Annotated in this window: 32 protein-coding genes and 1 tRNA gene; 8 read left to right on the top strand and 25 right to left on the bottom strand. The window is 49.0% G+C overall.

Features of this window, described 5'->3' with window-relative positions; translation table 11 throughout:
• Positions 1 to 5: 5 nt before the first annotated feature.
• The 5 genes from INP78_RS05955 (at position 6) to INP78_RS05935 (ending at position 2,854) form a co-directional block, all read left to right on the top strand.
• Positions 6 to 416: a hypothetical protein gene (locus tag INP78_RS05955; protein ID WP_194741292.1), complete on the top strand. Its 411-nt coding sequence runs from the start codon at positions 6 to 8 to the stop codon at positions 414 to 416.
• A 42-nt stretch (positions 417 to 458) separates the two neighbouring features.
• Positions 459 to 992 (top strand): cytochrome b, encoded by a 534-nt coding sequence (locus INP78_RS05950; RefSeq protein WP_194741291.1) that lies wholly within the window; start codon positions 459 to 461, stop codon positions 990 to 992.
• 191 nt (positions 993 to 1,183) lie between these two features.
• Complete coding sequence (locus INP78_RS05945) at positions 1,184 to 1,729, top strand: cytochrome b (protein ID WP_194741290.1); 546 nt, start codon at positions 1,184 to 1,186, stop codon at positions 1,727 to 1,729.
• Between the two features lie 102 nt (positions 1,730 to 1,831).
• A complete protein-coding gene (locus INP78_RS05940; protein WP_194741289.1) occupies positions 1,832 to 2,263 on the top strand; it encodes a lysozyme inhibitor LprI family protein in 432 nt (143 codons plus the stop codon).
• 186 nt (positions 2,264 to 2,449) lie between these two features.
• Entirely contained in the window at positions 2,450 to 2,854 is a 405-nt protein-coding gene (locus INP78_RS05935; RefSeq protein ID WP_194741288.1) for a hypothetical protein, read from the top strand.
• Between the two features lie 235 nt (positions 2,855 to 3,089).
• On the opposite strand, the gene INP78_RS05930 is transcribed toward INP78_RS05935, so the two are convergent.
• Both INP78_RS05930 and INP78_RS05925 read right to left on the bottom strand, forming a co-directional pair.
• On the bottom strand, positions 3,090 to 3,758 hold the full coding sequence (locus tag INP78_RS05930) for a hypothetical protein (RefSeq protein ID WP_194741287.1): 669 nt from the start codon (positions 3,756 to 3,758) through the stop codon (positions 3,090 to 3,092).
• A gap of 401 nt (positions 3,759 to 4,159) precedes the next feature.
• Positions 4,160 to 4,501 carry a hypothetical protein gene (locus INP78_RS05925; RefSeq protein ID WP_194741286.1) on the bottom strand — a complete coding sequence of 114 codons (342 nt, stop codon included), beginning with the start codon at positions 4,499 to 4,501 and terminating at the stop codon, positions 4,160 to 4,162.
• Between the two features lie 209 nt (positions 4,502 to 4,710).
• Between INP78_RS05925 and INP78_RS05920 the strand changes: the two genes are divergently transcribed.
• Positions 4,711 to 5,043 (top strand): hypothetical protein, encoded by a 333-nt coding sequence (locus tag INP78_RS05920; RefSeq protein WP_194741285.1) that lies wholly within the window; start codon positions 4,711 to 4,713, stop codon positions 5,041 to 5,043.
• 158 nt (positions 5,044 to 5,201) lie between these two features.
• On the opposite strand, the gene INP78_RS05915 is transcribed toward INP78_RS05920, so the two are convergent.
• The 7 genes from INP78_RS05915 to rpsU form a co-directional block, all read right to left on the bottom strand.
• Positions 5,202 to 5,834 (bottom strand): hypothetical protein, encoded by a 633-nt coding sequence (locus INP78_RS05915; RefSeq protein WP_194741284.1) that lies wholly within the window; start codon positions 5,832 to 5,834, stop codon positions 5,202 to 5,204.
• A gap of 60 nt (positions 5,835 to 5,894) precedes the next feature.
• The gene (locus INP78_RS05910) at positions 5,895 to 6,353 is read right to left on the bottom strand and encodes a hypothetical protein (protein WP_194741283.1); all 459 of its coding nucleotides are present in this window, start codon (positions 6,351 to 6,353) and stop codon (positions 5,895 to 5,897) included.
• Positions 6,354 to 6,448: 95 nt separating this feature from the next.
• Positions 6,449 to 6,527 (bottom strand) — tRNA-Ile (locus INP78_RS05905).
• 20 nt (positions 6,528 to 6,547) lie between these two features.
• The gene (gene rpoD / locus INP78_RS05900) at positions 6,548 to 8,497 is read right to left on the bottom strand and encodes an RNA polymerase sigma factor RpoD (RefSeq protein WP_194741282.1); all 1,950 of its coding nucleotides are present in this window, start codon (positions 8,495 to 8,497) and stop codon (positions 6,548 to 6,550) included.
• Between the two features lie 151 nt (positions 8,498 to 8,648).
• Positions 8,649 to 10,388, bottom strand: coding sequence for a DNA primase (gene dnaG / locus INP78_RS05895; protein ID WP_194741281.1), 1,740 nt, complete (start codon positions 10,386 to 10,388; stop codon positions 8,649 to 8,651).
• Positions 10,389 to 10,466: 78 nt separating this feature from the next.
• Positions 10,467 to 10,910, bottom strand: coding sequence for a GatB/YqeY domain-containing protein (locus tag INP78_RS05890; protein ID WP_194741280.1), 444 nt, complete (start codon positions 10,908 to 10,910; stop codon positions 10,467 to 10,469).
• A 129-nt stretch (positions 10,911 to 11,039) separates the two neighbouring features.
• Positions 11,040 to 11,252, bottom strand: coding sequence for a 30S ribosomal protein S21 (gene rpsU / locus INP78_RS05885; RefSeq protein WP_018987466.1), 213 nt, complete (start codon positions 11,250 to 11,252; stop codon positions 11,040 to 11,042).
• Positions 11,253 to 11,400: 148 nt separating this feature from the next.
• Here rpsU and tsaD point away from each other — a divergent pair, with 148 nt between their 5' ends.
• Positions 11,401 to 12,420: a tRNA (adenosine(37)-N6)-threonylcarbamoyltransferase complex transferase subunit TsaD gene (tsaD, locus tag INP78_RS05880; protein WP_194741279.1), complete on the top strand. Its 1,020-nt coding sequence runs from the start codon at positions 11,401 to 11,403 to the stop codon at positions 12,418 to 12,420.
• 103 nt (positions 12,421 to 12,523) lie between these two features.
• Here the strand turns inward: tsaD and plsY are convergent, their stop codons facing one another.
• Complete coding sequence (gene plsY, locus INP78_RS05875; protein ID WP_194741278.1) at positions 12,524 to 13,135, bottom strand: glycerol-3-phosphate 1-O-acyltransferase PlsY; 612 nt, start codon at positions 13,133 to 13,135, stop codon at positions 12,524 to 12,526.
• Between the two features lie 114 nt (positions 13,136 to 13,249).
• On the opposite strand from plsY, the gene folB reads away from it, so the two are divergent.
• Entirely contained in the window at positions 13,250 to 13,600 is a 351-nt protein-coding gene (folB, locus tag INP78_RS05870; RefSeq protein ID WP_194741277.1) for a dihydroneopterin aldolase, read from the top strand.
• Positions 13,601 to 14,306: 706 nt separating this feature from the next.
• On the opposite strand, the gene xerD is transcribed toward folB, so the two are convergent.
• The 15 genes from xerD to ybgC all read right to left on the bottom strand — a co-directional run bounded on the left by xerD (position 14,307) and on the right by ybgC (position 24,851).
• A complete protein-coding gene (gene xerD / locus INP78_RS05865; RefSeq protein WP_194741276.1) occupies positions 14,307 to 15,242 on the bottom strand; it encodes a site-specific tyrosine recombinase XerD in 936 nt (311 codons plus the stop codon).
• Positions 15,243 to 15,250: 8 nt separating this feature from the next.
• The gene (locus INP78_RS05860) at positions 15,251 to 15,772 is read right to left on the bottom strand and encodes a methylated-DNA--[protein]-cysteine S-methyltransferase (protein ID WP_228522696.1); all 522 of its coding nucleotides are present in this window, start codon (positions 15,770 to 15,772) and stop codon (positions 15,251 to 15,253) included.
• Between the two features lie 58 nt (positions 15,773 to 15,830).
• Entirely contained in the window at positions 15,831 to 16,220 is a 390-nt protein-coding gene (gene rplS, locus INP78_RS05855) for a 50S ribosomal protein L19 (RefSeq protein WP_194741275.1), read from the bottom strand.
• A gap of 168 nt (positions 16,221 to 16,388) precedes the next feature.
• Positions 16,389 to 17,129, bottom strand: a complete 741-nt coding sequence (trmD, locus tag INP78_RS05850; protein ID WP_228522748.1) for a tRNA (guanosine(37)-N1)-methyltransferase TrmD — start codon at positions 17,127 to 17,129, stop codon at positions 16,389 to 16,391.
• Positions 17,130 to 17,146: 17 nt separating this feature from the next.
• Complete coding sequence (rimM, locus tag INP78_RS05845) at positions 17,147 to 17,683, bottom strand: ribosome maturation factor RimM (protein WP_228522695.1); 537 nt, start codon at positions 17,681 to 17,683, stop codon at positions 17,147 to 17,149.
• A gap of 37 nt (positions 17,684 to 17,720) precedes the next feature.
• The gene (gene rpsP, locus INP78_RS05840) at positions 17,721 to 18,173 is read right to left on the bottom strand and encodes a 30S ribosomal protein S16 (protein WP_194741272.1); all 453 of its coding nucleotides are present in this window, start codon (positions 18,171 to 18,173) and stop codon (positions 17,721 to 17,723) included.
• Between the two features lie 81 nt (positions 18,174 to 18,254).
• On the bottom strand, positions 18,255 to 18,956 hold the full coding sequence (gene queC, locus INP78_RS05835; protein ID WP_194741271.1) for a 7-cyano-7-deazaguanine synthase QueC: 702 nt from the start codon (positions 18,954 to 18,956) through the stop codon (positions 18,255 to 18,257).
• A gap of 2 nt (positions 18,957 to 18,958) precedes the next feature.
• Positions 18,959 to 19,600: a 7-carboxy-7-deazaguanine synthase QueE gene (queE, locus tag INP78_RS05830; RefSeq protein ID WP_194741270.1), complete on the bottom strand. Its 642-nt coding sequence runs from the start codon at positions 19,598 to 19,600 to the stop codon at positions 18,959 to 18,961.
• Between the two features lie 84 nt (positions 19,601 to 19,684).
• Positions 19,685 to 20,548, bottom strand: coding sequence for a YbgF trimerization domain-containing protein (locus INP78_RS05825; RefSeq protein WP_194741269.1), 864 nt, complete (start codon positions 20,546 to 20,548; stop codon positions 19,685 to 19,687).
• A complete protein-coding gene (gene pal / locus INP78_RS05820; protein ID WP_194741268.1) occupies positions 20,535 to 21,089 on the bottom strand; it encodes a peptidoglycan-associated lipoprotein Pal in 555 nt (184 codons plus the stop codon). The genes INP78_RS05825 and pal overlap by 14 nt, the downstream gene beginning before the upstream one ends.
• Before the next feature lie 46 nt (positions 21,090 to 21,135).
• Positions 21,136 to 22,470, bottom strand: a complete 1,335-nt coding sequence (gene tolB, locus INP78_RS05815; RefSeq protein WP_194741267.1) for a Tol-Pal system beta propeller repeat protein TolB — start codon at positions 22,468 to 22,470, stop codon at positions 21,136 to 21,138.
• 58 nt (positions 22,471 to 22,528) lie between these two features.
• Positions 22,529 to 23,359 (bottom strand): cell envelope integrity protein TolA, encoded by an 831-nt coding sequence (gene tolA / locus INP78_RS05810; protein WP_194741266.1) that lies wholly within the window; start codon positions 23,357 to 23,359, stop codon positions 22,529 to 22,531.
• A gap of 21 nt (positions 23,360 to 23,380) precedes the next feature.
• Positions 23,381 to 23,773, bottom strand: a complete 393-nt coding sequence (locus INP78_RS05805) for a biopolymer transporter ExbD (protein WP_194741265.1) — start codon at positions 23,771 to 23,773, stop codon at positions 23,381 to 23,383.
• Positions 23,774 to 23,784: 11 nt separating this feature from the next.
• Positions 23,785 to 24,459 carry a protein TolQ gene (gene tolQ, locus INP78_RS05800; RefSeq protein WP_194741264.1) on the bottom strand — a complete coding sequence of 225 codons (675 nt, stop codon included), beginning with the start codon at positions 24,457 to 24,459 and terminating at the stop codon, positions 23,785 to 23,787.
• The gene (ybgC, locus tag INP78_RS05795; protein WP_194741263.1) at positions 24,456 to 24,851 is read right to left on the bottom strand and encodes a tol-pal system-associated acyl-CoA thioesterase; all 396 of its coding nucleotides are present in this window, start codon (positions 24,849 to 24,851) and stop codon (positions 24,456 to 24,458) included. Before ybgC ends, tolQ begins: the two co-directional genes overlap by 4 nt.

Raw genomic sequence — 24,851 nt, 5'->3', positions numbered from 1 at the left:
GAAAAATGAATCAAGATAAACATGCTGGCAATGTCATCTTACTGAGAACAGCCTGTATTACATTACTTGCGGGACTGGTCCTGGCCTGGTGCCTGGTAATGACCCGCGGCATGAAAATTCCTTACATGCTCAATCTATTTACCAGCACAGAAAACCTATTGTCCGGCCACTTGGACTACTTGATGATGACCATGTTGTTATTAGGTTTTTACGCATCAAAAATCCCCTTGCCTAAGTTTGTCCTCTGGCCGATGGCACTCGGCTCCATAGGCAACCCAACGGCATTCCTGGTGTTGGCAATTGCCCCCAAAATCCATTCATTGCCATATATTGTGTTCCTTTACACAACCCTATCGTTAACCACGTTTGGGTTTGGCATGGCCGCCATTAAAACGCTCAGATACTCCCTCAAATAAATGCTCTCTGGCGCAAAACAATCATCTGAAGGGCCCGCCACAATGAGCATTCATCTCAAAAACTCGCCAACACAATATGGGTTGATCGCCAGAGTTTTGCACTGGAGCAGTGTTGCAATGCTATTAACCATCATCGTGGTGGCTAGCCAGCTCACAGAGCAAACTTCCATACCTGAAAAGCTGGCATTGATCTCCCAACATGCCTCCCTTGGCATGCTGTTATTAATATTAATGCTGGCCAGGCTCAGATGGCGACACCTGAACCCCAACCCCATTCATTCTTACAGCATCCAACCCTGGCAAAAACTGCTGGCTATTTCGCTGCACCGATCCATATACATCATCATCATTACTCAATGCTTTTTAGGCCTATTGATGCTGCTCACAAGCGGTGACACCTTTCACTTTTTCGATGTCTTTGAATTACCGGCTTTACTCGAAAAACCCCATCCCATTCACCAAACCATATTAGGCTTGCACTACTTAATGTCGGTGATGATTTACCCCTTATTCGCTGTCCACATTAGCGCCGCCATCTACCATCAAATTTTTGGCCTGATAGAGGACCATGCATAAATAGAAATACTTTTAGCGGGATGGGATTCTGGTTTTAATGTAGCGCCCAGATTCATTGGGACATCTATCACATCATTGTCAACTCACTTGAGACAGTCTGACCAACTCACAGTGGTTATTTATTGCTTTAAATGATCATAAAATGACAGCGGTCACCGTGTGTTAGTCGGTAATAAATAAGAGAGATTTTGATGGATTCAGCCCGTAAGTTCAGTCGCGTAACAATCTTCCTACATTGGATCGTTGGATTGACGATCATAGGCCTCACCTGTTTGGGCCTATACATGAAGAATTTTGAAGTATTTGCACTCTATCCGATTCACAAAAGCATTGGTGTATTGATTGCCATCTTTGTACTGCTAAGAGCCTGGTGGCGATTCATCAATGGCTGGCCAACACCCGTCAGGCAATACCCCAAAATAGAACAATTCATGGCACATATGACTCATTGGGTTTTGATCATTGGGTCCATTTTGATGCCCGTTTCCGGCTTTATGCTTTCATCCTTTAGCGGACATGGCGTAAGTATGTTTGGATGGGAGCTTGTTGCAGGACAGCATGCTGCCAATGGTGAAGCCATTCCTTACAACGAGTTTTTGTCTCAGGTTGGCGATATCACACATACCAGCGTGGGATATGTGTTGGTCATTGCAATCAGCCTGCATATTTTAGGCGCAGTAAAACACCACTTTTTAGACCGCGACTTGACCTTATTGAGAATGCTTGGCAGGGGTTGAAAAACCGGGCACTTCTAAGAGATAAGTGCGCTAAACTGATCTAATATTTAGCCATTTGGGCAACAGATCATAGACCGACCGACAAAAGGATTAGTAACGAATATGAATTTATTAAAGTTCTTACTTGCTGCGGTCTTTGCTTTCTTATCAGCAACAACGCATGCAGATGTTGATATAAAACCTACTCAACATCCAATAGATGCGTGGTATGAAGCAAAAATGGCCAATGAGTCAGTTGTCTCTACTGCCGATATGCGTGACCTTACCAATCAAGCACGGATTAAATGGGATAACGAATTGAATGTTGTATATCAACGGTTGATGAAAAGGCTGAGTCCAAAACAACAGGCAGCCTTGCGTAAATCACAACAGCAATGGCTTAAATATAGAGATGCTGAAGGTAATACAATATTAGAAATCGTTTCAACCCAACAAGGTACCATTCATCAACTTTCAGGTACAAACTTAGGGATGCAACTAGTTCGATCTCGAGCTTTAGATCTGCTTAAATATGAACAAGAGTTTGAGAATTAATCTTTTACTATCCCCCGTCTAGATAAATTCCAACTTCTACGCCAAGTCGACATCACGGCCAACAACTCAGTCGAGTAACCGTCTATCAGCCAGTTACTAATAGTTCAAAAGCTCAACCATAGTCGAAATGATGAAAAGCTGAGATACTTAAATTTACTTACCAATTGATAATCATAGGCAAGATTAATGACAAAAGTCTTGAAGCTCTCCCTCATAGCGGCATCAATTGCAATTGTGATCAAGATAACTTATTGCCTATATGGCATATTCTACTTTTACACCTTGCCAGTTTCTATCCACATTAAAAACTTATCAGGCGAAACCCCTCAAAACTTGGAGTTGCATTTTGAAAGTCAGATATCAGGCAATTTAATAGTCCCCCCACCTCAAAATGGTAAAAGCATTAATGTGAAATACTTCCCAATGGGTGAAGGAAACTTCATAATAGATGTAAGTTTTGATTCAGGCAGAAAATTACACTTCAATGCTGGCTACATAGAAAATGGGTATGAGCTAGATATTCATATTAAGAAAAATGAAATCACTTCCCCACAATTGCCTCAATATCTAAATAAAGAGAAATCTTCTTAAAAACAAAAAAGACCCAAGGCGTTAACCTCAAGTCTCTCTTATTTAACTGCCCACCTAACATTCGAGCCTGATAATAGCGTCAAGCAGCTTCCGCCTGTACAAATCCCACTCCCCACACCAAGCCAATATAACGGCCAACGATCTCGCCGGGATTACCGTCGTATCAGCCAGCTCCTGATTGCATGGCTATTGTTCAAGATGTGCAACTAGTGGTGAATTAGATGCAGTTTAGCTTTCATCTTTTATACATTCCTTGCCAAACAGAATCATCTTGTTCAATTTTCTCGCACTTAACAGATACTTTTCTTAGCTTTCCCTTTTTTAATCGCTCAACCACAGTCTCTTGGCATTCTTTCTTTTCATTCCAATCCCAATAAGTTGATTCAACATGAACTAACTTATTACCACGCCAGCAATGAATTTCATTACCTCCAGAACTACCTCTACCTGCCATTGTAGATTGCAGACATTTGTTCTTTTTACTTATAACGGTAGGCTCTAAGAGCTCTGATAAAAGCACCGAGTGCTCAAATCGTTGTTTGGCTCGATCATAAAGCAGGATTACGTTGGCTGATGCTCTAGCATTAAACTCTATCCATCCTATATCCGGACATCCATCAAAATTCAAATCAGAGAAATCCGGACTCCAATTCTCTTCGCTTACATACCCTGAGACTTCTTGGAAGATCTTACCTGTTGAGCGTTCAGTAATTTTCAAAGTGCCCTCTGATGCTCCCTTTGGATTATTGGGCTTCCATTCGAATTTATATGGGCCATTTGCTCCATCTGATGAACACCAGTTATCACTCGAAAGAGCAATCAGTGGTGAAATTAGAAGGATAAGAAAAACAATAATGTGATGTAGTCTAAGCATAAGATTTGAATCATAGTCACTTTTACTCATTGAACACTTTTTTAATTTACACTCTCCAGTTTAACTCACTCCAAAACAAAAAAGACTCAAGGCGTTAACCTAAAGTCTCATCTAGAACTGCCCACCTAACAATCGAATCTGAATATCAATGCTAATCCCTTCCGCCTGGACAAATCTGACTTCCTACACCAAGCCAACATAACGGCCAACGATCTCAGCCGGGACGTCGTATCAGCCAGCTCCTATTTGCCTGCCTATGGCTCAAGACGTGCGGCTATTGGTAGGATGTGGGCTGAAGCGGGCGGCTATGGCCAGGGTTTGAGGCTGCGAGTAGGTGAGTTTCGGGGTGGGTTAGGATTTTTTTACAGCAATGATTGACCGAGTATTACGTAGCAAATAATTAAATTAGATAACTCCGTATGACTTCCTTCTTATTTCTCTGGCTTTTTATTACTTTCAGCCTCTAACGCCCGCAAACTATAATTCTTATCGGTAGCCTCTTGGCTTAAAGTCGCACGTTTAGGTGATAGAAATACTCCAACAATCCAAATAACTAGGCCAAGTGGGACAAATAAGAATGCTCCCATAAATGCCAAAATTGTTAAATTGATAAACCAATTTAGATTAACACCAAGCAGGATGCATCCTGAAGCAGGTCCGATACTACCAGCTTGACACCCAGGCATAAACATCCATGCACTCACCCCGATTAAAACAATCAAAGGGCAAATAAGCATAATAATCTTTCCAATTCGAGTGATCTTATTTCCCATAACTTGCTAGCCTTATTATTAGAAATTGACTGCCTAATTACTTTTTATATCGACCAGTTTACCTCACCTCAAAACAAAAAAGACCCAAGGCGTTAACCTTGAGTCTCTTTATAAATGGTGGCCCCTCTGTGAGTCGGATTTATTGACATTTTAATGTAGTAAATTTTAAGTTACGCTAGAATAAAACATACGTTAAGAATTCGTTGACTATGCCTAATCCATCCAAAGAGCTTCTTGATTACTACTCATCGAACAAGCCCTTAGTTTGCGAGCTTGAAGTTTCGCCATATATCTGTGAATTCTGGCCAGAAAATGAATTGGTAAAATTTAATGAAGAATATCAACTCCCTATCTATGCTCTAGGTTATTTTGGCTTTGCGACAAACTGTGGAGGGGAAATGTATGCAATTTCGCCAACCAATGAGATTGTTTACCTACCACTCATAGGAATGAAACCAGATGTTGCAATCAAACTTGCTTCTACATGGCAAGCGTTTGAAGAAATACTGTTACCCATCAGTGAGTCAGATACAAACGGCTAGCAGCGTCAAATCTGAATAAACCCCAGCTCACACACCAAGCCAACATAACGGCCAACGATCTCATTCAGGATCACCGTCGTATCAGCCAGCCCCCGTTTGTTGGCCTGTGGCTCAAGGCGTATGACTATGCGTCAGGTTAGGCAGCAGATTCCGGGCATCTACTCGCTAGAACTCTGAGGGAGAGAAAATATAAACAATTGAAGAGGTGACGTAACAACGTCAAATGCTATTGCCATAGGCACGGTAACGAACTTATCCGGTCTTGGACTTGCATCTGAAGTTACAGATTCAACCCTGATCTTACGCCCCTGCCTCAACTTGTATGCCGCCAAGTCTTTGTCACTTTTATCAAAAACCTGACCTCTGATAGAGACACTTGCCGTGTAGAAGCTTCCGGGGCGATCAGGATAGGCTTTCTTATAATACTCTTTTGAAGTCAGTAGCTTATTCTCTTGCTCAGAGTAAGCTTCAGGTGAATATTTAACACTTAATTCCGTCGAAAAACCTTCTTTTGTCAGAACGAGAGTAATTACCTTATCATTATCTATAGTTATCTTTTCGGGATCAAGGTTGGCTAAGACGGAGAGTCTCTCCCCGCCGTATGTAATCAAATAGGTTTTCTTTTCACCAAGCAGAACCAGGTTTTTGTTTTTCTTAGTTTCACCCATTGCCACTATCGTATCTTCATATACAAGACGGTCACTGGATGTTGTTCCTCCAGCCACCCATGCAGTTGCACAACCACTGAGCATGAATGTTGCGATGACTGCAAAAAGATAGATTTTTTTCATATTTGACTATTTAATCTTCATTAGTTTAGAGAGTGCAGATCGCTCACTCATGTCTTGGTTTCATTCATCAATAGGTAGAAGTGCAATACCTTTTGAGCGATTTAAGCAGGCGCAGTTTGCGCAATAATGTAGGCCTTTGACAGGAAGAGAATTACATTTTTCTGTTGCACATCTTCGAAATCTAGTAACGTCATTAACAATTTCCGGAAAATGTTGCTGCCTGAGAGAATAATCATTGAAGGTTTTCCAATTTGTTGAGTCGGAAACTTTTATACACACCAAAGGCCAGCTTATAAGTTGTTTAATGCGCCCTTGCATTCCGTCAGCTTGCCAATGCTGAGAACAGACCTCGCATCGAAAAAGTGAGATGAAAGAACCACCAGTCGGGAGTATTTTAAATCCTTCAGGATGTGGCTTTGAAGCAATAAATTCTGCATATTTTGTGGGTAATTTTGATGTTTTACCTAAGACGACAGTATTTAGTGTTGCACATTTACATTTAATACTTGATTTCTCCATGGCTCGGTCAACTATTCAAGGTTAGTAAATCAGTTATATATTAGCACCCAAAAACAAAAAAGACCCAAGGCGTTAACCTTGAGTCTCTCTATAAATGGTGGCCCCTCTGTGAGTCGAACACAGCACCAACGGATTATGAGTCCGCTGCTCTAACCAAGCATGAGCTAAGGGGCCGAAAAGCGTTCGATTATAAACTAATCTTGTCCGTTTTCTAAGAAGCTGCGCAGGCGTTCGGAGCGCGTTGGGTGGCGCAGTTTACGCAGTGCTTTTGCTTCAATCTGACGGATACGCTCACGCGTAACGTCAAACTGTTTGCCCACTTCTTCGAGGGTGTGGTCGGTGTTCATTTCGATACCAAAACGCATACGCAGCACTTTTGCTTCGCGCGGGGTCAGCGACTCCAGCACTTCACTGGTAGCGTCGCGCAGGCTGGCGTAAACCGCTGCGTCCATAGGCGCCAGTGTGGTGTTGTCTTCGATAAAGTCGCCCAAATGGGAGTCTTCGTCGTCACCAATCGGCGTTTCCATTGAGATCGGCTCTTTGCTGATTTTGAGGATTTTGCGGATTTTTTCTTCCGGCATTTCCATTTTTTCAGCCAGGGTGGCCGGATCAGGTTCGAGGCCGGTTTCTTGCAGAATCTGGCGGCTGATACGGTTCATCTTGTTGATGGTTTCGATCATGTGTACCGGGATACGGATGGTACGTGCCTGGTCGGCGATCGAACGCGTGATGGCCTGGCGAATCCACCATGTTGCATAGGTAGAAAACTTGTAACCACGGCGGTATTCAAACTTATCCACGGCTTTCATCAGGCCGATGTTGCCTTCCTGGATCAGGTCGAGGAACTGCAAGCCACGATTGGTGTATTTTTTAGCGATAGAAATCACCAGACGCAGGTTGGCCTCGATCATTTCGCGTTTGGCGCGACGGGCACGGGCTTCACCGGTGGTCATTTGTTTGTTGATTTCACGCAGCTCTTTGATTGGCAAGCCCACACGGTTTTGCAGGTTTTGCAGGCGCTCTTGCTGGTCAAGGATAGAGTGTCTGAAACGGCTCAAACGCTCGGCGTACGCTGGATTACCTGCCAGTTCGCCATCCAACCATTCCAGGTTGATTTCGTTGCCGACAAAGCTCTTGATGAATTGCTGACGCGGCATGCCTGCTTTTTCCACGCAGAAATCCATGATTTTGCGTTCATGCGTGCGCACTTCTTCGACCATGTTACGCACCTGGTCACACAAGGCTTCTACTTGCTTGGCTGAGAAGCGGAACGCAGTCAGTTCGTCCAGCACTTGTTGATGCAGGGTTTTGTATTCTGCATCATTGGTGCCTTTGGCTTCGCGGATGCTGTTCATTTGCGTGTTAGCCGCGCGAATGACTGCGAAACGTGACAACACCTCGTCTTTGAGTCTGGCCAGCGCTTCAGCGGACAAGGCAGATGCTTTGGCATCGCCATCTTCGTCGTCTTCATCCTCTTCTTCGTCAGCCGCTTCCTCTTCTTCAGCGTCAGCCACGGCCAAGGCGTCATCCAAGCCGAGGTCGCTATCGATCAAACCGTCTACCAGTTCATCGACGCTCATCTCGTCTTTTTCAACTTTATCGACCATCTCCAGCAACTGGGCGATGGTGGTTGGACAGGCGGCAATCGCCTGCACCATGTGTTTGAGACCATCTTCGATACGTTTGGCGATCTCGATTTCGCCTTCACGTGTCAACAGGTCTACCGTCCCCATTTCGCGCATATACATACGCACTGGGTCTGTCGTGCGGCCGAACTCGGAGTCTACCGTGGCCAGGGCTTGCTCAGCTTCTTCTGCTGCATCTTCGTCAGTCACTGCTGGTGGCGCATCAGACATCAGCAACACTTCGGCATCCGGCGCTTCTTCATAGACCTGGATACCCATGTCGTTGATCATGCCAATAATGCTCTCGATCTGCTCGGAGTCTTGTACATCGTCCGGCAGGTGGTCGTTAATTTCGGCGTAGGTCAGGTAGCCACGTTCTTTACCCAGAACAATCAGGGTTTTCAGGCGGGTACGGCGTGCCTCGGCATCCATTGCCTGGGTGGCGGGGTCTTTGTGTGTTTCGACTTCGTTAATTCCGAGTTCTTTGTCTAAACTTTTATCTGCTTTGGGTCTGGCCATGGCCGATTCCACCTCTAAAATGATTGATGCCGAGTGCTGGCGACGACTGCTGGCACATCACTCGATTTAACATTACGGGAAACCCTTTATTTTACCAGATTTTTGCACGTTTTTTAAGCATGCCCACACGGTTTTTAGGGAATAGTGCCGACTAGCGCTTGCTGGTTAACTGCCGCAAGGCCTCACGCTCAGCATCCGACAGCGTAGAAAATGGCTTTTCAGTCAGCCGCCCCAACAGGGACTTTTCACGCGCGATGAGCGCCATGTCTGATAATTGGGTACAGGCCCCTTCAAATTCAAGCGTGAAGTCCAGCGTTTCGTCCAATAAAGACAACTCGCGCTGCAATTGGTGTCGCAAGACTTCAGAAATATAGGGGGCGATCATTTGCAGCAGGACGACTGGCCGCGATTCCGGCTTGGCGATGGCAGCCCTCACCACCACGCGCAACATCTGCTCTTCATCGCCCTCACCAACAATCTCAGCCATCAACTCAGGCTTGGCCCATTGCGGCCGCATGAGCAACATCAGGGCCAGGCGCACATAGAGCGATAATGGCGTGCGCGAGCGCTGGCGCACGGCTTTTTCTTTGGTTTTAACTGGATCAGGTAACTTGAGCATGCGCTGCATTTCACCGCCAGCCAGCCCGGTCATCTCGGCCACTTTTTTACGCAGCAGCATGGCATAACGCGGCGCCTGGATCTGCTTGAGGATAGGTTCAGCATCATTCAAAAACTGTAATTTATCCTCTTGCGAGGCCATCGGGTTATGCTCGCTCAAATGCTGAATGATGTATTGCGACAACGGCATGGCTTTATCCATTTCAGCCTCAAACGCCTCTTTACCAAACTCACGCACAAAACTGTCGGGGTCATGCTCGGCAGGCAAAAATAAAAAGCGCAACTTGAGGCCATCTTTAATCGCGGGCAAGGCATTCATCACTGCGCGCCAGGCGGCAGTACGCCCGGCTTTGTCGCCATCGAAGCTGAAGACAATCTCATCGGTTTGCCGCATCAGCTTGGCGATATGAAACGGCGTCGTCGCCGTGCCCAGCGCAGCCACGGCATATTCAATGCCATATTGCGCCAACGCCACTACATCCATATATCCTTCAACCACCAGCACGCGACCCGCATCGCGAATCGCGCGGCGCGCCATAAACAAGCCATATAACTCATGGCCTTTTTGAAACAGCGGCGTTTCTGGCGAGTTGTAATATTTGGGGCTGTCCTCAGGGTTAATCACCCGCCCGCCAAAGCCAATCACTTCGCCTTTTTGGTTATGGATAGGGAAAATAATACGGTCACGAAAGCGGTCATAACGCCGCCCTTGCTCGTTCTGCACCACCAGCCCGGCGGTTTCGAGCGCCTCAGCATCATATTGCGGAAACACCGTTTGCAGATTTTGCCAGCCAGCCGGAGCATAGCCCACCTGGAACTTGGCAGCCACCTGCCCGCTTAAACCGCGGTTTTTCAGGTAATCAATCGCGCGCGGTGACTTTTTTAACTCGGCTTTGTAATAATTGGCCGCCTGCTGCAAGGTTTCTTGCAAACTCAACAACACGGCCTTGGACGGTGGCGCCGGTTGATTCGGGTCGCGCTGCTCTTGCGGTACGATCATGCCAATCTGCTTGGCCAGATCATGAATCGCCTCGACAAAACTGAGGCCGTTATATTCCATCAAAAAGCTCAAGGCCGAGCCATGTGCGCCACAGCCAAAACAATGATAAAACTGCTTGGTTGGGCTGACGGTAAAACTGGGGGATTTTTCGTTATGAAACGGACAACAGGCCGAGTAATTGGCCCCGGCTTTTTTCAGCGGCACAGCCTTGTCGATGACTTCGACAATATCTACACGATTCAGCAGCTCTTGAATAAAACTTTCGGGGATCATAGATGCAAGTATCGCTTATGCGCACTAAAAAACAAAGGGCGCCAAATGCGCCCCTTGGTTCATGCGATCAAGTACAGATTAACCTAAAGCAGCTTTAATCAGGCCAGATACTTTAGCCATATCGGCCTTACCTGCCACCAGCGGCTTCACCGCACCCACTACTTTACCCATATCCTTGGCACCTGCAGCACCAGTCTCGGCCACTACTTTGGCGATGATGGCGTTGATTTCGTCCTCAGACAATTGCGCTGGCAGGTAGGCCTGCAACACAGTCACTTCAAACTTTTCCTGATCTGCCAGGTCGTGACGATTAGCGCCTTCAAAGGCAGCAATCGAATCACGGCGCTGCTTGAGCATTTTCTCAATCGCAGCAATCACAGCATCATCATCCAACTCAATACGCTCATCGACTTCGCGCTGCTTGATCGCAGCTTGCAACAAACGAATCACACCCAGCTTTTGCATGTCTTTGGCACGCATGGCGGTTTTCATGTCTTCGGAGATTTGTGCTTTCAGGCTCATAGAATGATCTTTATCTGGATAAACGGGGCTCAAATGTAGGCCGTATAAATAGCTAAAGGTTGCGGAAATCCACAACCTTCGCATCATCGGTTAACCAACACGTGGTTAACCATTCACACCCACTAAAAATTAGTAGAGTTTTGTTGGCAACTGTTGGTTGCGCAGACGACGGTACTGACGTTTAACCGCAGCAGCCGCTTTACGTTTACGTTCCCAAGTTGGCTTCTCGTAGAACTCGCGTGCACGCAAGTCGTTCAACAAACCGGTTTTTTCAATCAAACGCTTGAAGCGGCGCATTGCAACGTCAAACGGTTCGTTCTCTTTCACACGAATAGCGGTCATGTAAATCCCTATCCTTCAAAAATGGTTGGTAACTTGTTAGTCGATTTAGTGCTTGCGGATTGATGCAGCACTGAAAACCGCGTATTCTATCGCGCTTATTTGGATTTATCAATCATTTCCGCAAAATATTGTCTGCGAGCAAACACATATGTTGGTATTAGGCATTGAATCTTCTTGTGATGAAACCGGGGTCGCGCTGTATGACACGCGCCGCGGCCTGCTGGCGCACGCGCTGCACTCACAAATCGACATGCATGCCGCTTACGGCGGCGTGGTGCCAGAGCTCGCCTCGCGCGACCATATCCGCCGTGCACTCCCACTCACGCAACAGGTGTTAGCTGAGGCCGATAAAACCCTGCAAGAGATCGAAGGCATTGCCTATACCCAAGGCCCCGGCCTGGCTGGCGCCCTGCTGGTTGGCACCAGCATCGCACAATCACTGGCGATGGCACTGAATGTGCCTTCTATAGGCGTCCATCATCTTGAAGGTCATTTGCTGGCACCTATGCTGGAGGAAAATCCACCTGCGTTCCCGTTTGTCGCCTTGCTGGTTTCGGGTGGCCACAGCCAACTCATGCGTGTAGACGGCATAGGCCAATACGAGTTATTAGGCGACACCCTGGATGACGCGGCTGGCGAAGCGTTTGATAAAACCGCCAAATTATTAGGGCTAGGTTACCCTGGTGGTCCGGCCGTCTCTAAATTGGCAGACCAGGGCAAACCACATTTTGAGTTGCCGCGCCCCATGCTCAACAGCAAAGATTTGAATTTTAGCTTTAGTGGCCTGAAAACCGCTGTGCTCACCCTGGTTAATAACCAGCCACACATGGATGATGAAACCGTCAAAGATATTGCCTGGGAATTTCAGGAGTCAGTCACCGAGATCCTGGTGCATAAATGCCTTAAAGCCCTCAAGCAGACCAAACTGAATCGACTGGTCGTTTCCGGTGGTGTCGGCGCCAACAAGCGTTTGCGCACCCGGCTAAATGAAGCAGCCAGCAAACGCGGCATCAGCGTCAGTTATCCACGGCTGGAATTTTGCACCGACAACGGCGCCATGATTGCGTTTGCCGGTGCCATGCGCCTGCACGCCATGCAGGCAGTAAAACAAGATTACAGCTTCAGCATCCGCCCACGCTGGGACTTGGCAGAGTTACAAGCGCCTTAGTAGATACTCAAAAGACTAAACTTCTTTTTCCGCCGATGAACGCGGATGCACGCCGATAAAATCTTCTAAAAACCGCAAAACAACCCACCTCATCTGCGGTTAACTATTTCTTTCCAAAGCGCGTCTCAGTGCCTGCCAGCAATTTTTCAATATTGGATTGATGACGAATAATTAAAAACGCTGTCATCACGACAACGACCGCCACATACACGGGGTACGGCGACAAAAACTGCCAGGCAATCACGGGAGCCAGTACGGCAGCCACCAAGGCAGAGAGAGAAGAAATGCGGCTGATTAAAAACACCGCCAGCCAAACCACCACCACACTCAATGCCAGCCAGCCGGAAAAAGCGATCATCACACCCAGCGCAGTAGCAACCCCTTTACCGCCTTTAAACTTGTGATAAATCGGGTACAAATGGCCGATAAATACTGCCAAACCGACCAGCGCGACCACGTCCATCAGCATGCCGGCTTGTAACGCCAACCATGTCGGCAACCAGCCTTTAAACGCATCGCCCAGCAAAGTCAAAATCGCAGCAGATTTTTTACCGCTACGCGCGACATTGGTCGCACCAATATTACCGCTCCCCACCGTGCGCGGGTCAGGCAAGCGATATAGCTTGCTGATGATAATGCCAAAGGCAATCGACCCAATCAAATAAGCCGCTACCACCCACACCAGCGCCTCAATATCAAACCCAATTTCGTTCATGCTTTAAATTCCACTGAAATGCAGTCGCTTACGCCAGCCACTGCACGATGTTGTATGATGCCGAATCATACTGGATTCCGGCCTATGCGGAAATAAGAACAAGGAACAGCGCTGATGGATATTATCTTTCTCGAACAAGTAAAAGTACAAACCAACCTCGGCGTACCCGACTGGGAGCGCGCGGTCGCGCAGACCGTGATTCTGGATATTGAAATTGGTTATGACTTTAGCAAGGCCTGCCAAAGCGACGCCATTGAAGACACCATTGATTATGGACAAGTGGCGGCGCGCATTCGGGAAACCCTGGCAGAACACAGTTTTAAACTTGTTGAAGCATTAGGCGAGCATGTCTGCCAGCTGATTTTGCTGGAGTTTAAAGCGCAGAATGTGAAGTTGAAAGTGAGTAAACCGGGGATATTGCCAGGGTTGAAGGCTTTGGGCATTCAGATTTACCGTACGACATAACGACTGGGACGTTACTGAAAAGCTTTTCGCCTTGTGGGCGAGTTACTTTTTTTGCTTGCCCCAAAAAAGTAACCAAAAAGAGGGCACCCAGCCATCACGGCCTAAAGGCTCCCTTGCGTTGCTCAACAAAATAAGCCGGTCACGAAACTCGCCCTAGCAGCTTGCACACTACGCAAGCTGCCGCGGAGCTCAGACAGTCGCTCCCTCTACTCTTATTTTGTCTCCGCTACTCAGCGTGATGGAATGGGATTATTCTCGCAAAACTCACATTGGCGAAGTTTGGATAGTTTAAAAAAACAATTCTTTTCTTATAATCATCAACGGTTGCAGTCGCATGGTGTTCGGGGTCCCCATCTGACGCGCCGAGTAGCGCAGGCAAAATAAGGAGGAAGGGAGCGACTGTTCGAATCCCGCAGTAGCTCACGTTCTGTGTGAGCTACAAGGTTGAGTTTCGTGACCGCTTATTTTGACGAGCAACGCAGGGAACAAGCGGAAGCTGGGGTGCACTTTCTTTTGGTTACTTATTCTTTGTGCAAGCAAAGAAAAGTAACTCGCTGTAAAAGCGAAAAAAACTAACAAACATCCACAACCGCGTGGGCAACCATGCCCACCCTACGAGTAAGACAACGAATTTAAAGAATAACCTTTTATTGCAATCTCACCACGCTGGGATTCCAGCAGACGCCGGAATGACGAACCCCAAAAATCACCCTCTAGGATGATGCACCTTATGCAACTGCTGCAACCGCTCCCTGGCCACATGCGTATAAATCTGCGTCGTAGAAATATCCGCATGCCCAAGCAGCATCTGCACCACGCGCAAATCTGCGCCGTGATTCAATAAATGCGTGGCAAACGCATGGCGCAACACATGCGGGCTAATATGTTGTGAAATGCCCGCCTGCAAAGCATAGCGCTGGATAATATGCCAGAACGCATGCCGCGTCATGGCCGCGCCGCGTGTGGTGACGAACACAGAGTCGCTCAAGCTGCCTTTCAATATCTCCGGCCTGGCATTCGCCAAATAGCGGTCTATCCATTCCGCCGCCTCTTGCCCCATGGGCACCAAGCGCGTTTTACTACCCTTACCAGTAACACGTACCACGCCATCTTGCGTGCTGACTTCAGCAATACTCACATTCACCAACTCCGAGACACGCAAGCCGCTGGCATATAACAACTCCAGCATGGCACGGTCGCGCAAGCCCAACGGTGTATTCACATCCGGTGCATGCAGTAAGTCTTCCACCTGCGACTCACTCAGTGTTTTGGGTAGTGATTTCGGCATCTTGGGCGCTTCAATATGCAGCGTCGGATCTTGCTTGATGAGATTTGCCAGCAAGGCATAGCGATAAAAACGGCGCAGCGTGGCAATCAGGCGGTTGATACTACGCACTTTTACCAATGGAAAACGGTGGGCCAAATAGGCTTGCACATGCTGTGACTGCACTTGCCACAAGGTCAGCGCCTGTTGGCCGCACCACTCGGCAAACCCCTTTAAATCATTGCGATAGCTGGATAAGGTATTGGCTGACAAGCCATCCTCCAGCCAAAGCTGGTCGATAAAGGTATCGATTTCAGGAAACGTGACCGGCTGGGGCGAATCTGGCGCTGCCACTAAAGAATTCTTTTTTTGCCGCATCTGATCACTTACTTGCGTCGCTGCTCGTGTGCCAACAACCAGCGTTTGATTTCCAGGCCGCCGTCTATGCCTTGCATAAAGCCACCCAGGCCGTTGCTGGCGACAATACGGTGGCAAGGATTAAACAAAGGTAAGGGATTGGCGCCACAGGCATTAGCGACTGCACGCGGACCAGACCGTACGGCAGCGGCTAACTGGCTATAGGTGCGCGTTTCACCCACGGGAATCTCGCGCATGGCTTGCCAGACACGTTGCTGGAACGGCGTGCCGCGCTGCGAGACTATCGGCTGCCAAACGTGGTCTGGATGCTCGAGGTAAGCGGCTACCTGGTTAGCCACGGCTTGCGCACGTTGATGAGGCTTAGGCCTGACTGGTAAGGCATGCAATAAAAACTGCAACGTTTCCCCCAGCTCATCGCAACGCACGCCAACGAAGCCAAAAGGCGCCGGGACCAAGGCATCAAGTTCATCATCAAGGCTCTTCATGAGCGTATTAAACTGTAATCTCGCCCCGGCTGCAACCAGCGTCAATGTGCCATGACAATAAAAAAGCCCTTCTGATGAAGGGCTTTTTTGTGCAACGTTTAAATTAAGCGTTGTTTGCAGCGATGTCTTTCTCGCGAGCAACCAATTTTTCTTTAATACGTGCAGATTTACCTGAACGCTCACGCAAGTAGTACAGTTTAGCGCGGCGAACATCACCACGGCGTTTCACTTCGATAGAAGCGATTTGTGGAGAGTAAGTCTGGAATGTACGCTCAACGCCTTCGCCTGAAGAGATTTTACGCACGATAAATGAGGAGTTCAGGCCACGGTTACGGATAGCGATGACTACGCCTTCGTAAGCCTGCACACGTTTACGTGTACCTTCAACCACGTTTACACCAACGATCACGGTGTCGCCTGGCGCAAAGCTAGGGATGGTTTTGTTTAAACGAGCAATTTCTTCTTGCTCTAACATTTTGATAATGTCTGCCATATCGGTTCCTTTTAATTGTAAAGAGCTCGTTCCTACTCCCAAGACCATTTATTCAAGACTACGCGTGCCGTCTACTGCGTTGCACGGTGCTCAACATCCTCATGTACTCCAGTACATTCCGGTGTTTGCGCGCCGCGCGCCTTGTATCCAATCACGCTCGCTCTTGACTCAATTGCCTTGGCACTCTTTGAGTAGCCTAGCCTCTTCTTTCGTCAACGGCCTTGCGGCCAATAAATCAGGGCGTTTTGCCCTGGTTAGCAGTAGCGATTGCTGTAATCGCCATTGTCTAATCTTTTCATGATGCCCGGAGAGTAATACTTCGGGCACCTTTAATCCTGCAAATTCTTCCGGGCGCGTGTAGTGCGGATAATCGAGCAGGCCATTCACAAATGAATCTTCCTGCGCCGAATCGGCATCCCCCAACGCACCTGGTAATTGCCGAATAATCGCATCCAGCAACACCATGGCGGGCAACTCACCACCACTTAACACATAGTCACCAATGGAGACTTCTTCATCCACCAGTGTATCCAGCACACGCTGGTCTACGCCTTCATAGCGACTGGCTAACAACACCAGCCCCTGACATTCTTTGAGCTGCAACACTTTCTCGTGCGTCAGCGGTTTGCCACGCGGTGATAAATGCACCACCCTGGGCGCAATCCCTTGCGCCTGCAAACGCGCTTTGGCATCACCAATGGCAGCAGCCAACGGCTCTGCCAGCATCACCATGCCGGGACCACCACCATAAGGCCTGTCATCCACCGTATGATGCACGTCCTGCGTATATTGCCGAGGATTGGTCAGTGTTAACTGATACAACCCACGCTGTCTGGCACGGCTGGTAATGCCATATTCAGTCAGTGCTGCAAACATCTCAGGAAACAAACTGATGACTTCAATCTGCATCATGAGCTGCGCTTTCTTTAAAAATCAGCATCCCAATCCACCAGCACCGTCCCAGCTTTTATATTCACCTCTGGCACGGCATCGCTGGTAAACGGAATCAAGCGTTCACGATATTCTTCGCGCAGCTTACCGTCTTTGCCCTTGACACTGGTCGGTTGCGCTTCACGCACCACAATCACGTCATTGGCGCCGGTTTCAAACACTTGCGTGATGTTGCCAAATGCCACACCTTCAGTGTTGGTCACACTCAGCCCAATCAAGTCAGACCAGTAATACTCACCGTCTTCAGGCTCAGGCAACGACTCACGCGGCACCGCAATTTGTTGCCCCTTGAGGCTAAACGCAGCATCGCGATCAGCAACACCCGCCAGCTTGATCAGCAATACATCATTATGCAGCTTGGCTTGCTCAACCGTGACTTCACGCCAGTCAGGAGCTTTACCTACCCACCAGGCATCGTAATCCAGCAAGCCATCGAGGTATTCGGTGTCCGGCACCACTTTGACCCAGCCATAAACGCCATATGGGGCGACGATGCGCCCCATTACGACCATGTTCTCAGACGCCATATAAACTCAGGCGCGGAAACAATTACTCAGCAGCTGGTGTTTCAGCAGCAGCAGCGGCTTCCGCAGCGGCAGCAGCTTCAGCTTCAGCATCTGCTTTGGCTTTAGCGGCAGCTTCTGCAGCAGCGGCGTCAGCTTCAGCTTTCACTTTAGCAGCAGCTTCAGCGATTGCTTTTTCTTTAGCAGCTTCGGCCTTGGCAACTTCTTTAGCTTTAACAGCAGCCATACCTTCAGCGCCTTTAGCGTGGAATTTTACCAAACGAGCCACGGTGTCAGACAGTTGTGCACCGTTGTCCACCCAGTATCGTGTACGTGCTTCATCGATACGCAAGCCTTCAGCGCCAGCGCGTGCAGATGGATTGTAGAAACCAACGCGCTCGATAAAACGACCGTCACGACGGTTGCGGGACTCTGCCACAACTACGCTGTAAAACGGGTTCTTTTTGGAGCCACCACGTGATAAACGAATAACGACCATAATCTTGTTCTCTTAAAATTGAATTTCTTTGCAGAAAGGCGCGGATTATACTTGATATTATCAAAGCATGGCAAGTGTTTTTCACGCACCAGAAGATGTGCCTACATACGGTGTAGGATCAACTACCCCGGCTTGGGCGAACCCTGCCTTGCGGAAACGGCAGGAGTCACATACACCACAGGCAGCGCCCTGCTGATTGGCCTGGTAGCAAGAGACGGTTAACCCGTAATCTAGCCCCAGCGCATGGCCGCTGCGAATAATATCCGCCTTGGTCATATCAATCAATGGTGCATGCACGGTGATGGTCTGTCCTTCTACCGCGGCCTTGGTTGCCAGGTTAGCCATTTGCTGGAAAGCTTTGACATATTCACCACGGCAATCCGGGTAACCTGAATAATCCAGCGCATTGACGCCGATAAAAATATCACGTGCCTGCAACACCTCGGCCCAGGCCAATGCCAGAGATAGCATAATAGTGTTGCGCGCAGGCACATACGTCACGGGAATACCTTGCGATTCCTGCTCGGGCACAGCGATACTGCTGTCAGTGAGCGCAGAGCCGCCAAACAGCGACAAATCCAGTTGCACGGTTTTATGCTCGGTCGCTCCCAGCGCAGTCGCCACGCGTTGCGCCGCCAACAACTCCACATTATGGCGCTGGTGGTAGTCCAGACTCAGGCAGTAGCAGTCATAGCCTTGGGATTTAGCAATTGCCAGCACGGTACTGGAATCCAGCCCGCCAGAGAGCAAAATAACGGCTTTTGGTTTTTGTGTTGCAAGCAAACTTAAACTCCTTGTTTCTCGCCCCAGAGGATTTTGTGCAATTGCAATTGCATACGCACCTTGAGGTGGTCCTGCAAAATCCAGCTGGCCAGTGTTTCGCCACTCACATCATGAAAACTCGGTGAAAACAACTGGTCGCAGTGTGCAGGAAACGGCCGCGTTTCTAACATCTGCTTGGCCCAGTCAAAATCTTCGCGACTACAAATCACCCACTTCACTTCGTCTCCCGCTTTCAGCAGTGGCAGGTTTTCCCAGCGGTTTTTTTCAACCTCACCCGAGCCGGGCGTTTTAATGTCCATCACCACTTTGACGCGCTGGTCGACGGGTGCAATATCCATGGCGCCACTGGTCTCCAGTGACACCTGGTAACCGGCATCACTCAAGCGGGTCAACAATTCGATGCATGGCTTTTGTGCCAATGGCTCGCCACCGGTCACACAGACATAAGGTGTGCCGTAAGCAGCAATCTGCTGCATGATCTCATCCAGCGTCATATTGCTGCCGCCTTTAAACGCGTATTCGGTATCACAATAGCCACAGCGTAGTGGGCAACCGGTCAGACGGATAAAAATGGTAGGCAGGCCAACGCGTGAGCTTTCGCCCTGCAAGGAATAGAAAATCTCGAAAATTCTGAGTGTGGTCATGGGGATGCAAAAAATAAACGGGCAGATATTGCTATCTGCCCGCTATTATCGCCGAAATAAAGTAATTTCAATAACGAAAATCTGCTATTTGATACTTTCCAGCACCTTCAAACGTTTTTGCGCACTTGGCGTCACCTCAGCTGAGGGATAAGCCGCAATCAAGTCCTTCAAGGTCTTTTTGGCGGCCGGAATCTGCCCCAACTGAATCTGGCTGTTCGCTAGATTGAGCATGGCATTGGGCGCCAACGCATGTGTAGCATAGCTATCCAAAAACTTCTGCTGCGTCGCAGCAGACGATTTGTAGCTCTTCAATGCAAACTGGGTGTAACCCATGCCATACAGTGCATCAGGTGCCAGCTTGCTCGCCGCGTGGTTTTTCAAAAAAGCATCATAAGCATTAAATGCCTCTTTGTACTTACCTGCCTGGTTTAAAGACTCCGCCTCAGCAAAGGCACTCGATTCCTGCTGTGAAACGTCAGGCTTGGCATCACCACTACCGTTACCGTTAGCAGAGGACACCGGCATTTGACCACTGGTCACAGACTGCGCCAGCGTTTCCAGCTTGCGTACACGTGTATCAAGGTCAGTGTATGAAGCACTTTGCTTGGTACGCATATCTTCCAGCTGGTGAGTTACCACCTCAAGGTCGCCCTTGAGCTGCGCCACATCTTGCCTGATCTGTTCCAGCTGGTTTTGCATATCCAGCAAGCCCTTACCATTAATCAGGGCTTCCAGGCTTTGCACACGCCGGTCCAGCGATTGCTGGGTACGCGTCAGGTCAGTGATGGCTTTTTGTTGCGCATCATGATCAGATGTTTGCCTGTTTTCCAGCTCGAGAATCCGTTTTCTGGCCTCGGTGTCATCAAACAAAGCCGCCTGGCTGGCCGATGAAACAGCCAGCCCCAAGGCGATCAAAGCAGCAGAGAGCCGCAAATTACTGACCTGCATAGACGATGTCTACGCGACGGTCTTGCTGGAAGCAACCGTCATCTGCGCAGTTTTGCTTGGAACGCTCTTCACCGTAGCTAACTGTTTCGATTTGGCTATCACTTACGCCCAACACATTCAGCGCATTTTTAACAGCGACTGAACGGCGTTGGCCCAATGCCAGGTTGTACTCGTGTGTACCGCGCTCATCGGTGTTGCCTTGCAGCACCACTTTAGTTTGCGGGTGAGCCACCAGGTATTTAGCGTGGTTAGCCACCAGTGCTTTGTACTCTTCACGAATCGCATCGCTGTCATAGTCAAAGAATACTTGACGTTTTGCCAACTCAGCAGCGCTCAACTCATCTTTGCTAGTGTCAACGTCGACAGTTTTGATGTTGATTTTGTCGGTGCTGGCAGAGCTGTCAGCGCCTGATTTGCCTTGTGAGTTCGTCATCGGGCGAGTCACGCTGGAGTCTTCCACTTTAGCTGGGTTCATCGGGGTGCTTTTACAAGCAGTCAACACCAATGCAAGTGCTGCAACTGTCCAAATTGTCTTGTTCATACTTTCTCCTTAAAATGAGTGACTAAATAGATTGACCACGGATAGCCTACTTGGGCGCTGCTTGAGCAGGTCCCCAGGCAGGTTCACGAATATCTCCGCCCGCTTCGGACAAGCGCTGTCGGACCAAACCATCAACAGTGACGGTCGCCAGCGTACCTTTGCCGCCAACACGGGTTGCGTACATAATGGTACGCGAATTAGGGGCAAAGCTGGGCGATTCATCTTGCGAGCCGGTGCTCAGCACCTTCACATCACCAGTGCCCAAATCCTGCACCGCCACCTTGAACGCACCGCCGTCATTGCGGATATAGGTCAGGTATTTGCCATCTGGTGAAAAGCGCGGACTCACATTATAACTACCTTCAAATGTCACACGAGAGGCAGAGCCGCCTGACGCGGGCACTTTATAAATCTGTGGGCGTCCACCACGGTCAGAACTGAAATAAATCGATTGGCCATCAGGTGAGAAGGCAGGCTCAGTATCAATGGAGCTGCTCTTGGTCACTTGCTGCAAATTGGAGCCATCGGCAGAAATGGTATAAATCTGCGAGTTAGCCCCATACGTCAGCACCACGGCCAATTTGCTGCCATCTGGCGACCAGGCTGGCGCACTGTTATTACCTTTAAAATTGGCCACTATTTTGCGTTCGCCGGTATACAGCGATTGCACAAATACAATCGGCTTCTTTTTCTCAAACGAGACATACGCCATTTTGCTGCCATCTGGCGACCAGGCTGGGGAAATAATCGGCTCATTGGAGGACACCAGCGTTTGCGCATTAAAGCCATCGTAATCTGCGATCTGCAAGGTGAAACGTTTCCCTACCTTGGTCACGTAGGCGATACGTGTCGAAAACGCCCCTGGCTGGCCGGTAAACTTTTCATAGATCTGGTCGGCAATCAGGTGTGCCACATGGCGGTATTGGCTAGGGGAAACAGTGTAAGTCAGTTGCAACAAGGCGGTCTGGCGCAACACATCCATCACTTGTACAGACACTTTCAAATTACCACCCACCTGCTGCACCTCGCCCAGGCTCAGGCCTTGTGCTTTGAGTGCGGTCCAGTCGGTATATTTAATTTGTGAGGCGCTGGTTGGCAAGGCAGGCATGCCGCTGGTATTGATAATGCGGAACATGCCGCTGCCGCGCAGGTCATTGCTGATGATTTCATGCAAACGGCTGCCGGATGACGTCGCGCCGGATTCAGCCATAGGCAAAATCGCGACCGGAATCTGGATCGCGCTACCGCCACTGATCTCAAGTTCGAGGGCAGCCTGGGCGGGAAGCGCAAACATCCAGAGCAGTACGCCAGCACCGATTGTTTGAGACAAAAAATGGATCAAACCATTTTTGAAGTTTTGCATGGTCACAGTTTTATTCATTTTGGTTTGCTTATAGACAAGAATTATAACGAAAAGCGTGTTCACCGTCATGGCTGTATTAGCTACGCGGCCTGAACTTCAAACGTATCTGATCCACCATCCTCTTGCGCGCAGCCGGATCGTCGGGCATATCAAACGGTTTTGCCGCAAGAATGGCACGGATGACCGCATCATCACACACGGCATCGCCAGACCCTTTAACCAGCTTGGGCATGCCAGATATATCACCCGAATTGGTCATTTGTATGTCAACCAATAGTTCTGGGTTGGTCACTGGACACAAGCCAGAGTTCACATTATTGCGAATTTTACGGCTCATCAGCCCCATATAGTAGTTGAGCACAGAAGGGTCAACCGCTGCCGCAGCGGCTGACTGCTGTGCATCCATATCCTGTTGACGCAGGGCGTCCTGGATTTTCTTCAGCTTGTCTTCTTCCTCTTGCTTGCGCAGCGCTTCCTGAATTTTTTTCAGCTTTTCTTCCTGCTTTTTCTGCTCAAGTTCTTTCTTTTTCTCTTCTTCTAACAGGCGTTTTTTCTCATCTTCCCGTTTTTTGAGTGCAATGTCGGCCTCTTGTTCCGCCTGTTTGACTTGCGGCTCCGGCGGCGGTGCTTTTTCCGGCGGCTTAGGCTCAGGTGGTTTGGGTTCTGGCTTAGGCTCAGGTGGTGGCGGCGGAGGCGGTGGTTCCACAGGTTTAGTCAGCGCTTTGGAGGGCTGTTTGCTGGGCAAACTGTCCCATAATGTGGCTTCCATCACGCTAGGACTCACGTGCACCGCTTTCCAGTCGACCATAAAGATCATGCCCAGGAATAGCAGCACATGCATGAGCACAGACAACACCGCTGCGCGTTTGCGTATGACCTGATCTTGTGGAGACAATGCGATTTTCATCTGTTTTAAATCACTGACTACTTACTTCTCGTTCTGAAACAACAAGCCCACCTGATTAACCTGCGCCTGTTTCAGCAAGTCCATCACCGACACCACTTCACCATAAGGTGTATTTTTGTCGGCAGACACCACCACCGGCTTTTGTGCCTCAGCCAGGCGTTGGCGGATCAATGCCAGCATATCGTCACGCTGCATTTCCTTGCCCTCCATGAGCACGGTGCCTTCTTTTTGCACGGTGATGACAATCGGGTCGCCACTTTGCTTGAGCGCCTGCCCAACCTTGGGCAACTCGACCATGCCAGGGTTGGTCATGGGCGCGGTCACCATAAAAATCACCAACAATACCAGCGTGACGTCAATATAAGGCACGACATTAATCTGGTTCATCATGCGCCGTTTACGCGTTCTGCTCATGGCGGCTCCGATCAGGCTCTACGTTGCAAAATGTTGGTAAATTCTTCGATAAAGCTCTCGTAGCGCACAGACAAGCGGTCTACGCCCGCCGCAAAGCGGTTGTAGGCAATCACCGCCGGAATCGCTGCAAACAGGCCAATCGCAGTGGCCACCAGCGCCTCGGCAATGCCAGGTGCGACCTGGCTCAAAGTGGCTTGCGCCACGTTAGACAAGCCACGGAACGCGTTCATAATGCCCCACACGGTGCCGAACAAACCGATGTAAGGGCTGACAGAACCAACTGAAGCCAGGAACGGCAAATGCGAATCCAGATAATCCAGCTCACGGTTGTAAGCGGCACGCATGGCGCGGCGGGTGGCCTCCATCACGTCACTCACTTCGGTATCTTTTTGCTGTTTGTAGCGAATAAATTCTTTCAGGCCGGCCTGAAAAATACTGGCCATGCCTTGTGGCGTTTTTCTGCCTGCAGTAATGCGCTCATACAACTCGTTGAGATCACCGCCGGACCAGAACTGGGCTTCAAACTGGTCAACGTTTTCATTGGCGGCCTTTAATGAAAACACTTTAATGAAGATATACCACCAGGAGACCAGCGAGGTCAGCAGCAGGATCAGCATGACCAGTTGAACTGGCAAACTGGCCCCACTCACCAGGGTAAAAATCGACATATCGTTCGCTACATTCATGAAGACTCCAGTGCAATTTTGAGTCGGGCCGGAATACCCGTTGGTTTAAATGAATCCGCATCCACGCAGGCCACCTTGACCTGCGCCTCTATTAACATCGTTTCGCCACACAGAATCTGCTGCTGGCAGCTAAAACTGCCTCGCTTCATCTCCATCAAGCGAGACACTACCTGTAACTGGTCATCCAGCCTGGCTGGTTTTTTAAATTGCAGTTGCATGCTATGCACCACAAACAACACCTGCTCTTGGTCTTTTAATGCGCTCTGGACAAAGCCCGCAGCCCGCAACCATTCTGTCCGCGCGCGCTCCATAAAGTTCAGGTAACGGCTGTGATAGACCACGCCACCCGCATCGGTATCTTCATAATACACACGCACCGGGAACACAAACAT

This window comes from Methylophilus sp. 14 (assembly GCF_015354345.1).
Lineage (GTDB): Bacteria > Pseudomonadota > Gammaproteobacteria > Burkholderiales > Methylophilaceae > Methylophilus.
The sequence above is the reverse complement of the archived record's forward strand: the minus strand, read 5'-3'. Positions and strand labels throughout refer to the sequence as shown.

Bases quoted from the DNA above. Each gene is read 5' to 3' on its own strand.
- plsY (WP_194741278.1), bottom strand. From the start codon at position 13,135: ATGAACGAAATTGGGTTTGATATTGAGGCGCTGGTGTGGGTGGTAGCG.
- ybgC (WP_194741263.1), bottom strand. From the start codon at position 24,851: ATGTTTGTGTTCCCGGTGCGTGTGTATTATGAAGATACCGATGCGGGT.
- dnaG (WP_194741281.1), bottom strand. From the start codon at position 10,388: ATGATCCCCGAAAGTTTTATTCAAGAGCTGCTGAATCGTGTAGATATT.
- INP78_RS05950 (WP_194741291.1), top strand. From the start codon at position 459: ATGAGCATTCATCTCAAAAACTCGCCAACACAATATGGGTTGATCGCC.
- INP78_RS05910 (WP_194741283.1), bottom strand. From the start codon at position 6,353: ATGGAGAAATCAAGTATTAAATGTAAATGTGCAACACTAAATACTGTC.
- INP78_RS05930 (WP_194741287.1), bottom strand. From the start codon at position 3,758: ATGAGTAAAAGTGACTATGATTCAAATCTTATGCTTAGACTACATCAC.
- INP78_RS05825 (WP_194741269.1), bottom strand. From the start codon at position 20,548: ATGCAGGTCAGTAATTTGCGGCTCTCTGCTGCTTTGATCGCCTTGGGG.
- INP78_RS05890 (WP_194741280.1), bottom strand. From the start codon at position 10,910: ATGAGCCTGAAAGCACAAATCTCCGAAGACATGAAAACCGCCATGCGT.
- INP78_RS05945 (WP_194741290.1), top strand. From the start codon at position 1,184: ATGGATTCAGCCCGTAAGTTCAGTCGCGTAACAATCTTCCTACATTGG.
- INP78_RS05935 (WP_194741288.1), top strand. From the start codon at position 2,450: ATGACAAAAGTCTTGAAGCTCTCCCTCATAGCGGCATCAATTGCAATT.
- rpsP (WP_194741272.1), bottom strand. From the start codon at position 18,173: ATGGTCGTTATTCGTTTATCACGTGGTGGCTCCAAAAAGAACCCGTTT.
- tolB (WP_194741267.1), bottom strand. From the start codon at position 22,470: ATGAATAAAACTGTGACCATGCAAAACTTCAAAAATGGTTTGATCCAT.
- trmD (WP_228522748.1), bottom strand. From the start codon at position 17,129: ATGCAGATTGAAGTCATCAGTTTGTTTCCTGAGATGTTTGCAGCACTG.
- tsaD (WP_194741279.1), top strand. From the start codon at position 11,401: ATGTTGGTATTAGGCATTGAATCTTCTTGTGATGAAACCGGGGTCGCG.
- INP78_RS05915 (WP_194741284.1), bottom strand. From the start codon at position 5,834: ATGAAAAAAATCTATCTTTTTGCAGTCATCGCAACATTCATGCTCAGT.
- xerD (WP_194741276.1), bottom strand. From the start codon at position 15,242: ATGCGGCAAAAAAAGAATTCTTTAGTGGCAGCGCCAGATTCGCCCCAG.
- INP78_RS05920 (WP_194741285.1), top strand. From the start codon at position 4,711: ATGCCTAATCCATCCAAAGAGCTTCTTGATTACTACTCATCGAACAAG.
- rpsU (WP_018987466.1), bottom strand. From the start codon at position 11,252: ATGACCGCTATTCGTGTGAAAGAGAACGAACCGTTTGACGTTGCAATG.
- rpoD (WP_194741282.1), bottom strand. From the start codon at position 8,497: ATGGCCAGACCCAAAGCAGATAAAAGTTTAGACAAAGAACTCGGAATT.
- INP78_RS05925 (WP_194741286.1), bottom strand. From the start codon at position 4,501: ATGGGAAATAAGATCACTCGAATTGGAAAGATTATTATGCTTATTTGC.
- INP78_RS05940 (WP_194741289.1), top strand. From the start codon at position 1,832: ATGAATTTATTAAAGTTCTTACTTGCTGCGGTCTTTGCTTTCTTATCA.
- queE (WP_194741270.1), bottom strand. From the start codon at position 19,600: ATGACCACACTCAGAATTTTCGAGATTTTCTATTCCTTGCAGGGCGAA.
- rplS (WP_194741275.1), bottom strand. From the start codon at position 16,220: ATGGCAGACATTATCAAAATGTTAGAGCAAGAAGAAATTGCTCGTTTA.
- tolA (WP_194741266.1), bottom strand. From the start codon at position 23,359: ATGAAAATCGCATTGTCTCCACAAGATCAGGTCATACGCAAACGCGCA.
- INP78_RS05955 (WP_194741292.1), top strand. From the start codon at position 6: ATGAATCAAGATAAACATGCTGGCAATGTCATCTTACTGAGAACAGCC.
- INP78_RS05805 (WP_194741265.1), bottom strand. From the start codon at position 23,773: ATGAGCAGAACGCGTAAACGGCGCATGATGAACCAGATTAATGTCGTG.
- tolQ (WP_194741264.1), bottom strand. From the start codon at position 24,459: ATGAATGTAGCGAACGATATGTCGATTTTTACCCTGGTGAGTGGGGCC.
- folB (WP_194741277.1), top strand. From the start codon at position 13,250: ATGGATATTATCTTTCTCGAACAAGTAAAAGTACAAACCAACCTCGGC.
- pal (WP_194741268.1), bottom strand. From the start codon at position 21,089: ATGAACAAGACAATTTGGACAGTTGCAGCACTTGCATTGGTGTTGACT.
- rimM (WP_228522695.1), bottom strand. From the start codon at position 17,683: ATGGTCGTAATGGGGCGCATCGTCGCCCCATATGGCGTTTATGGCTGG.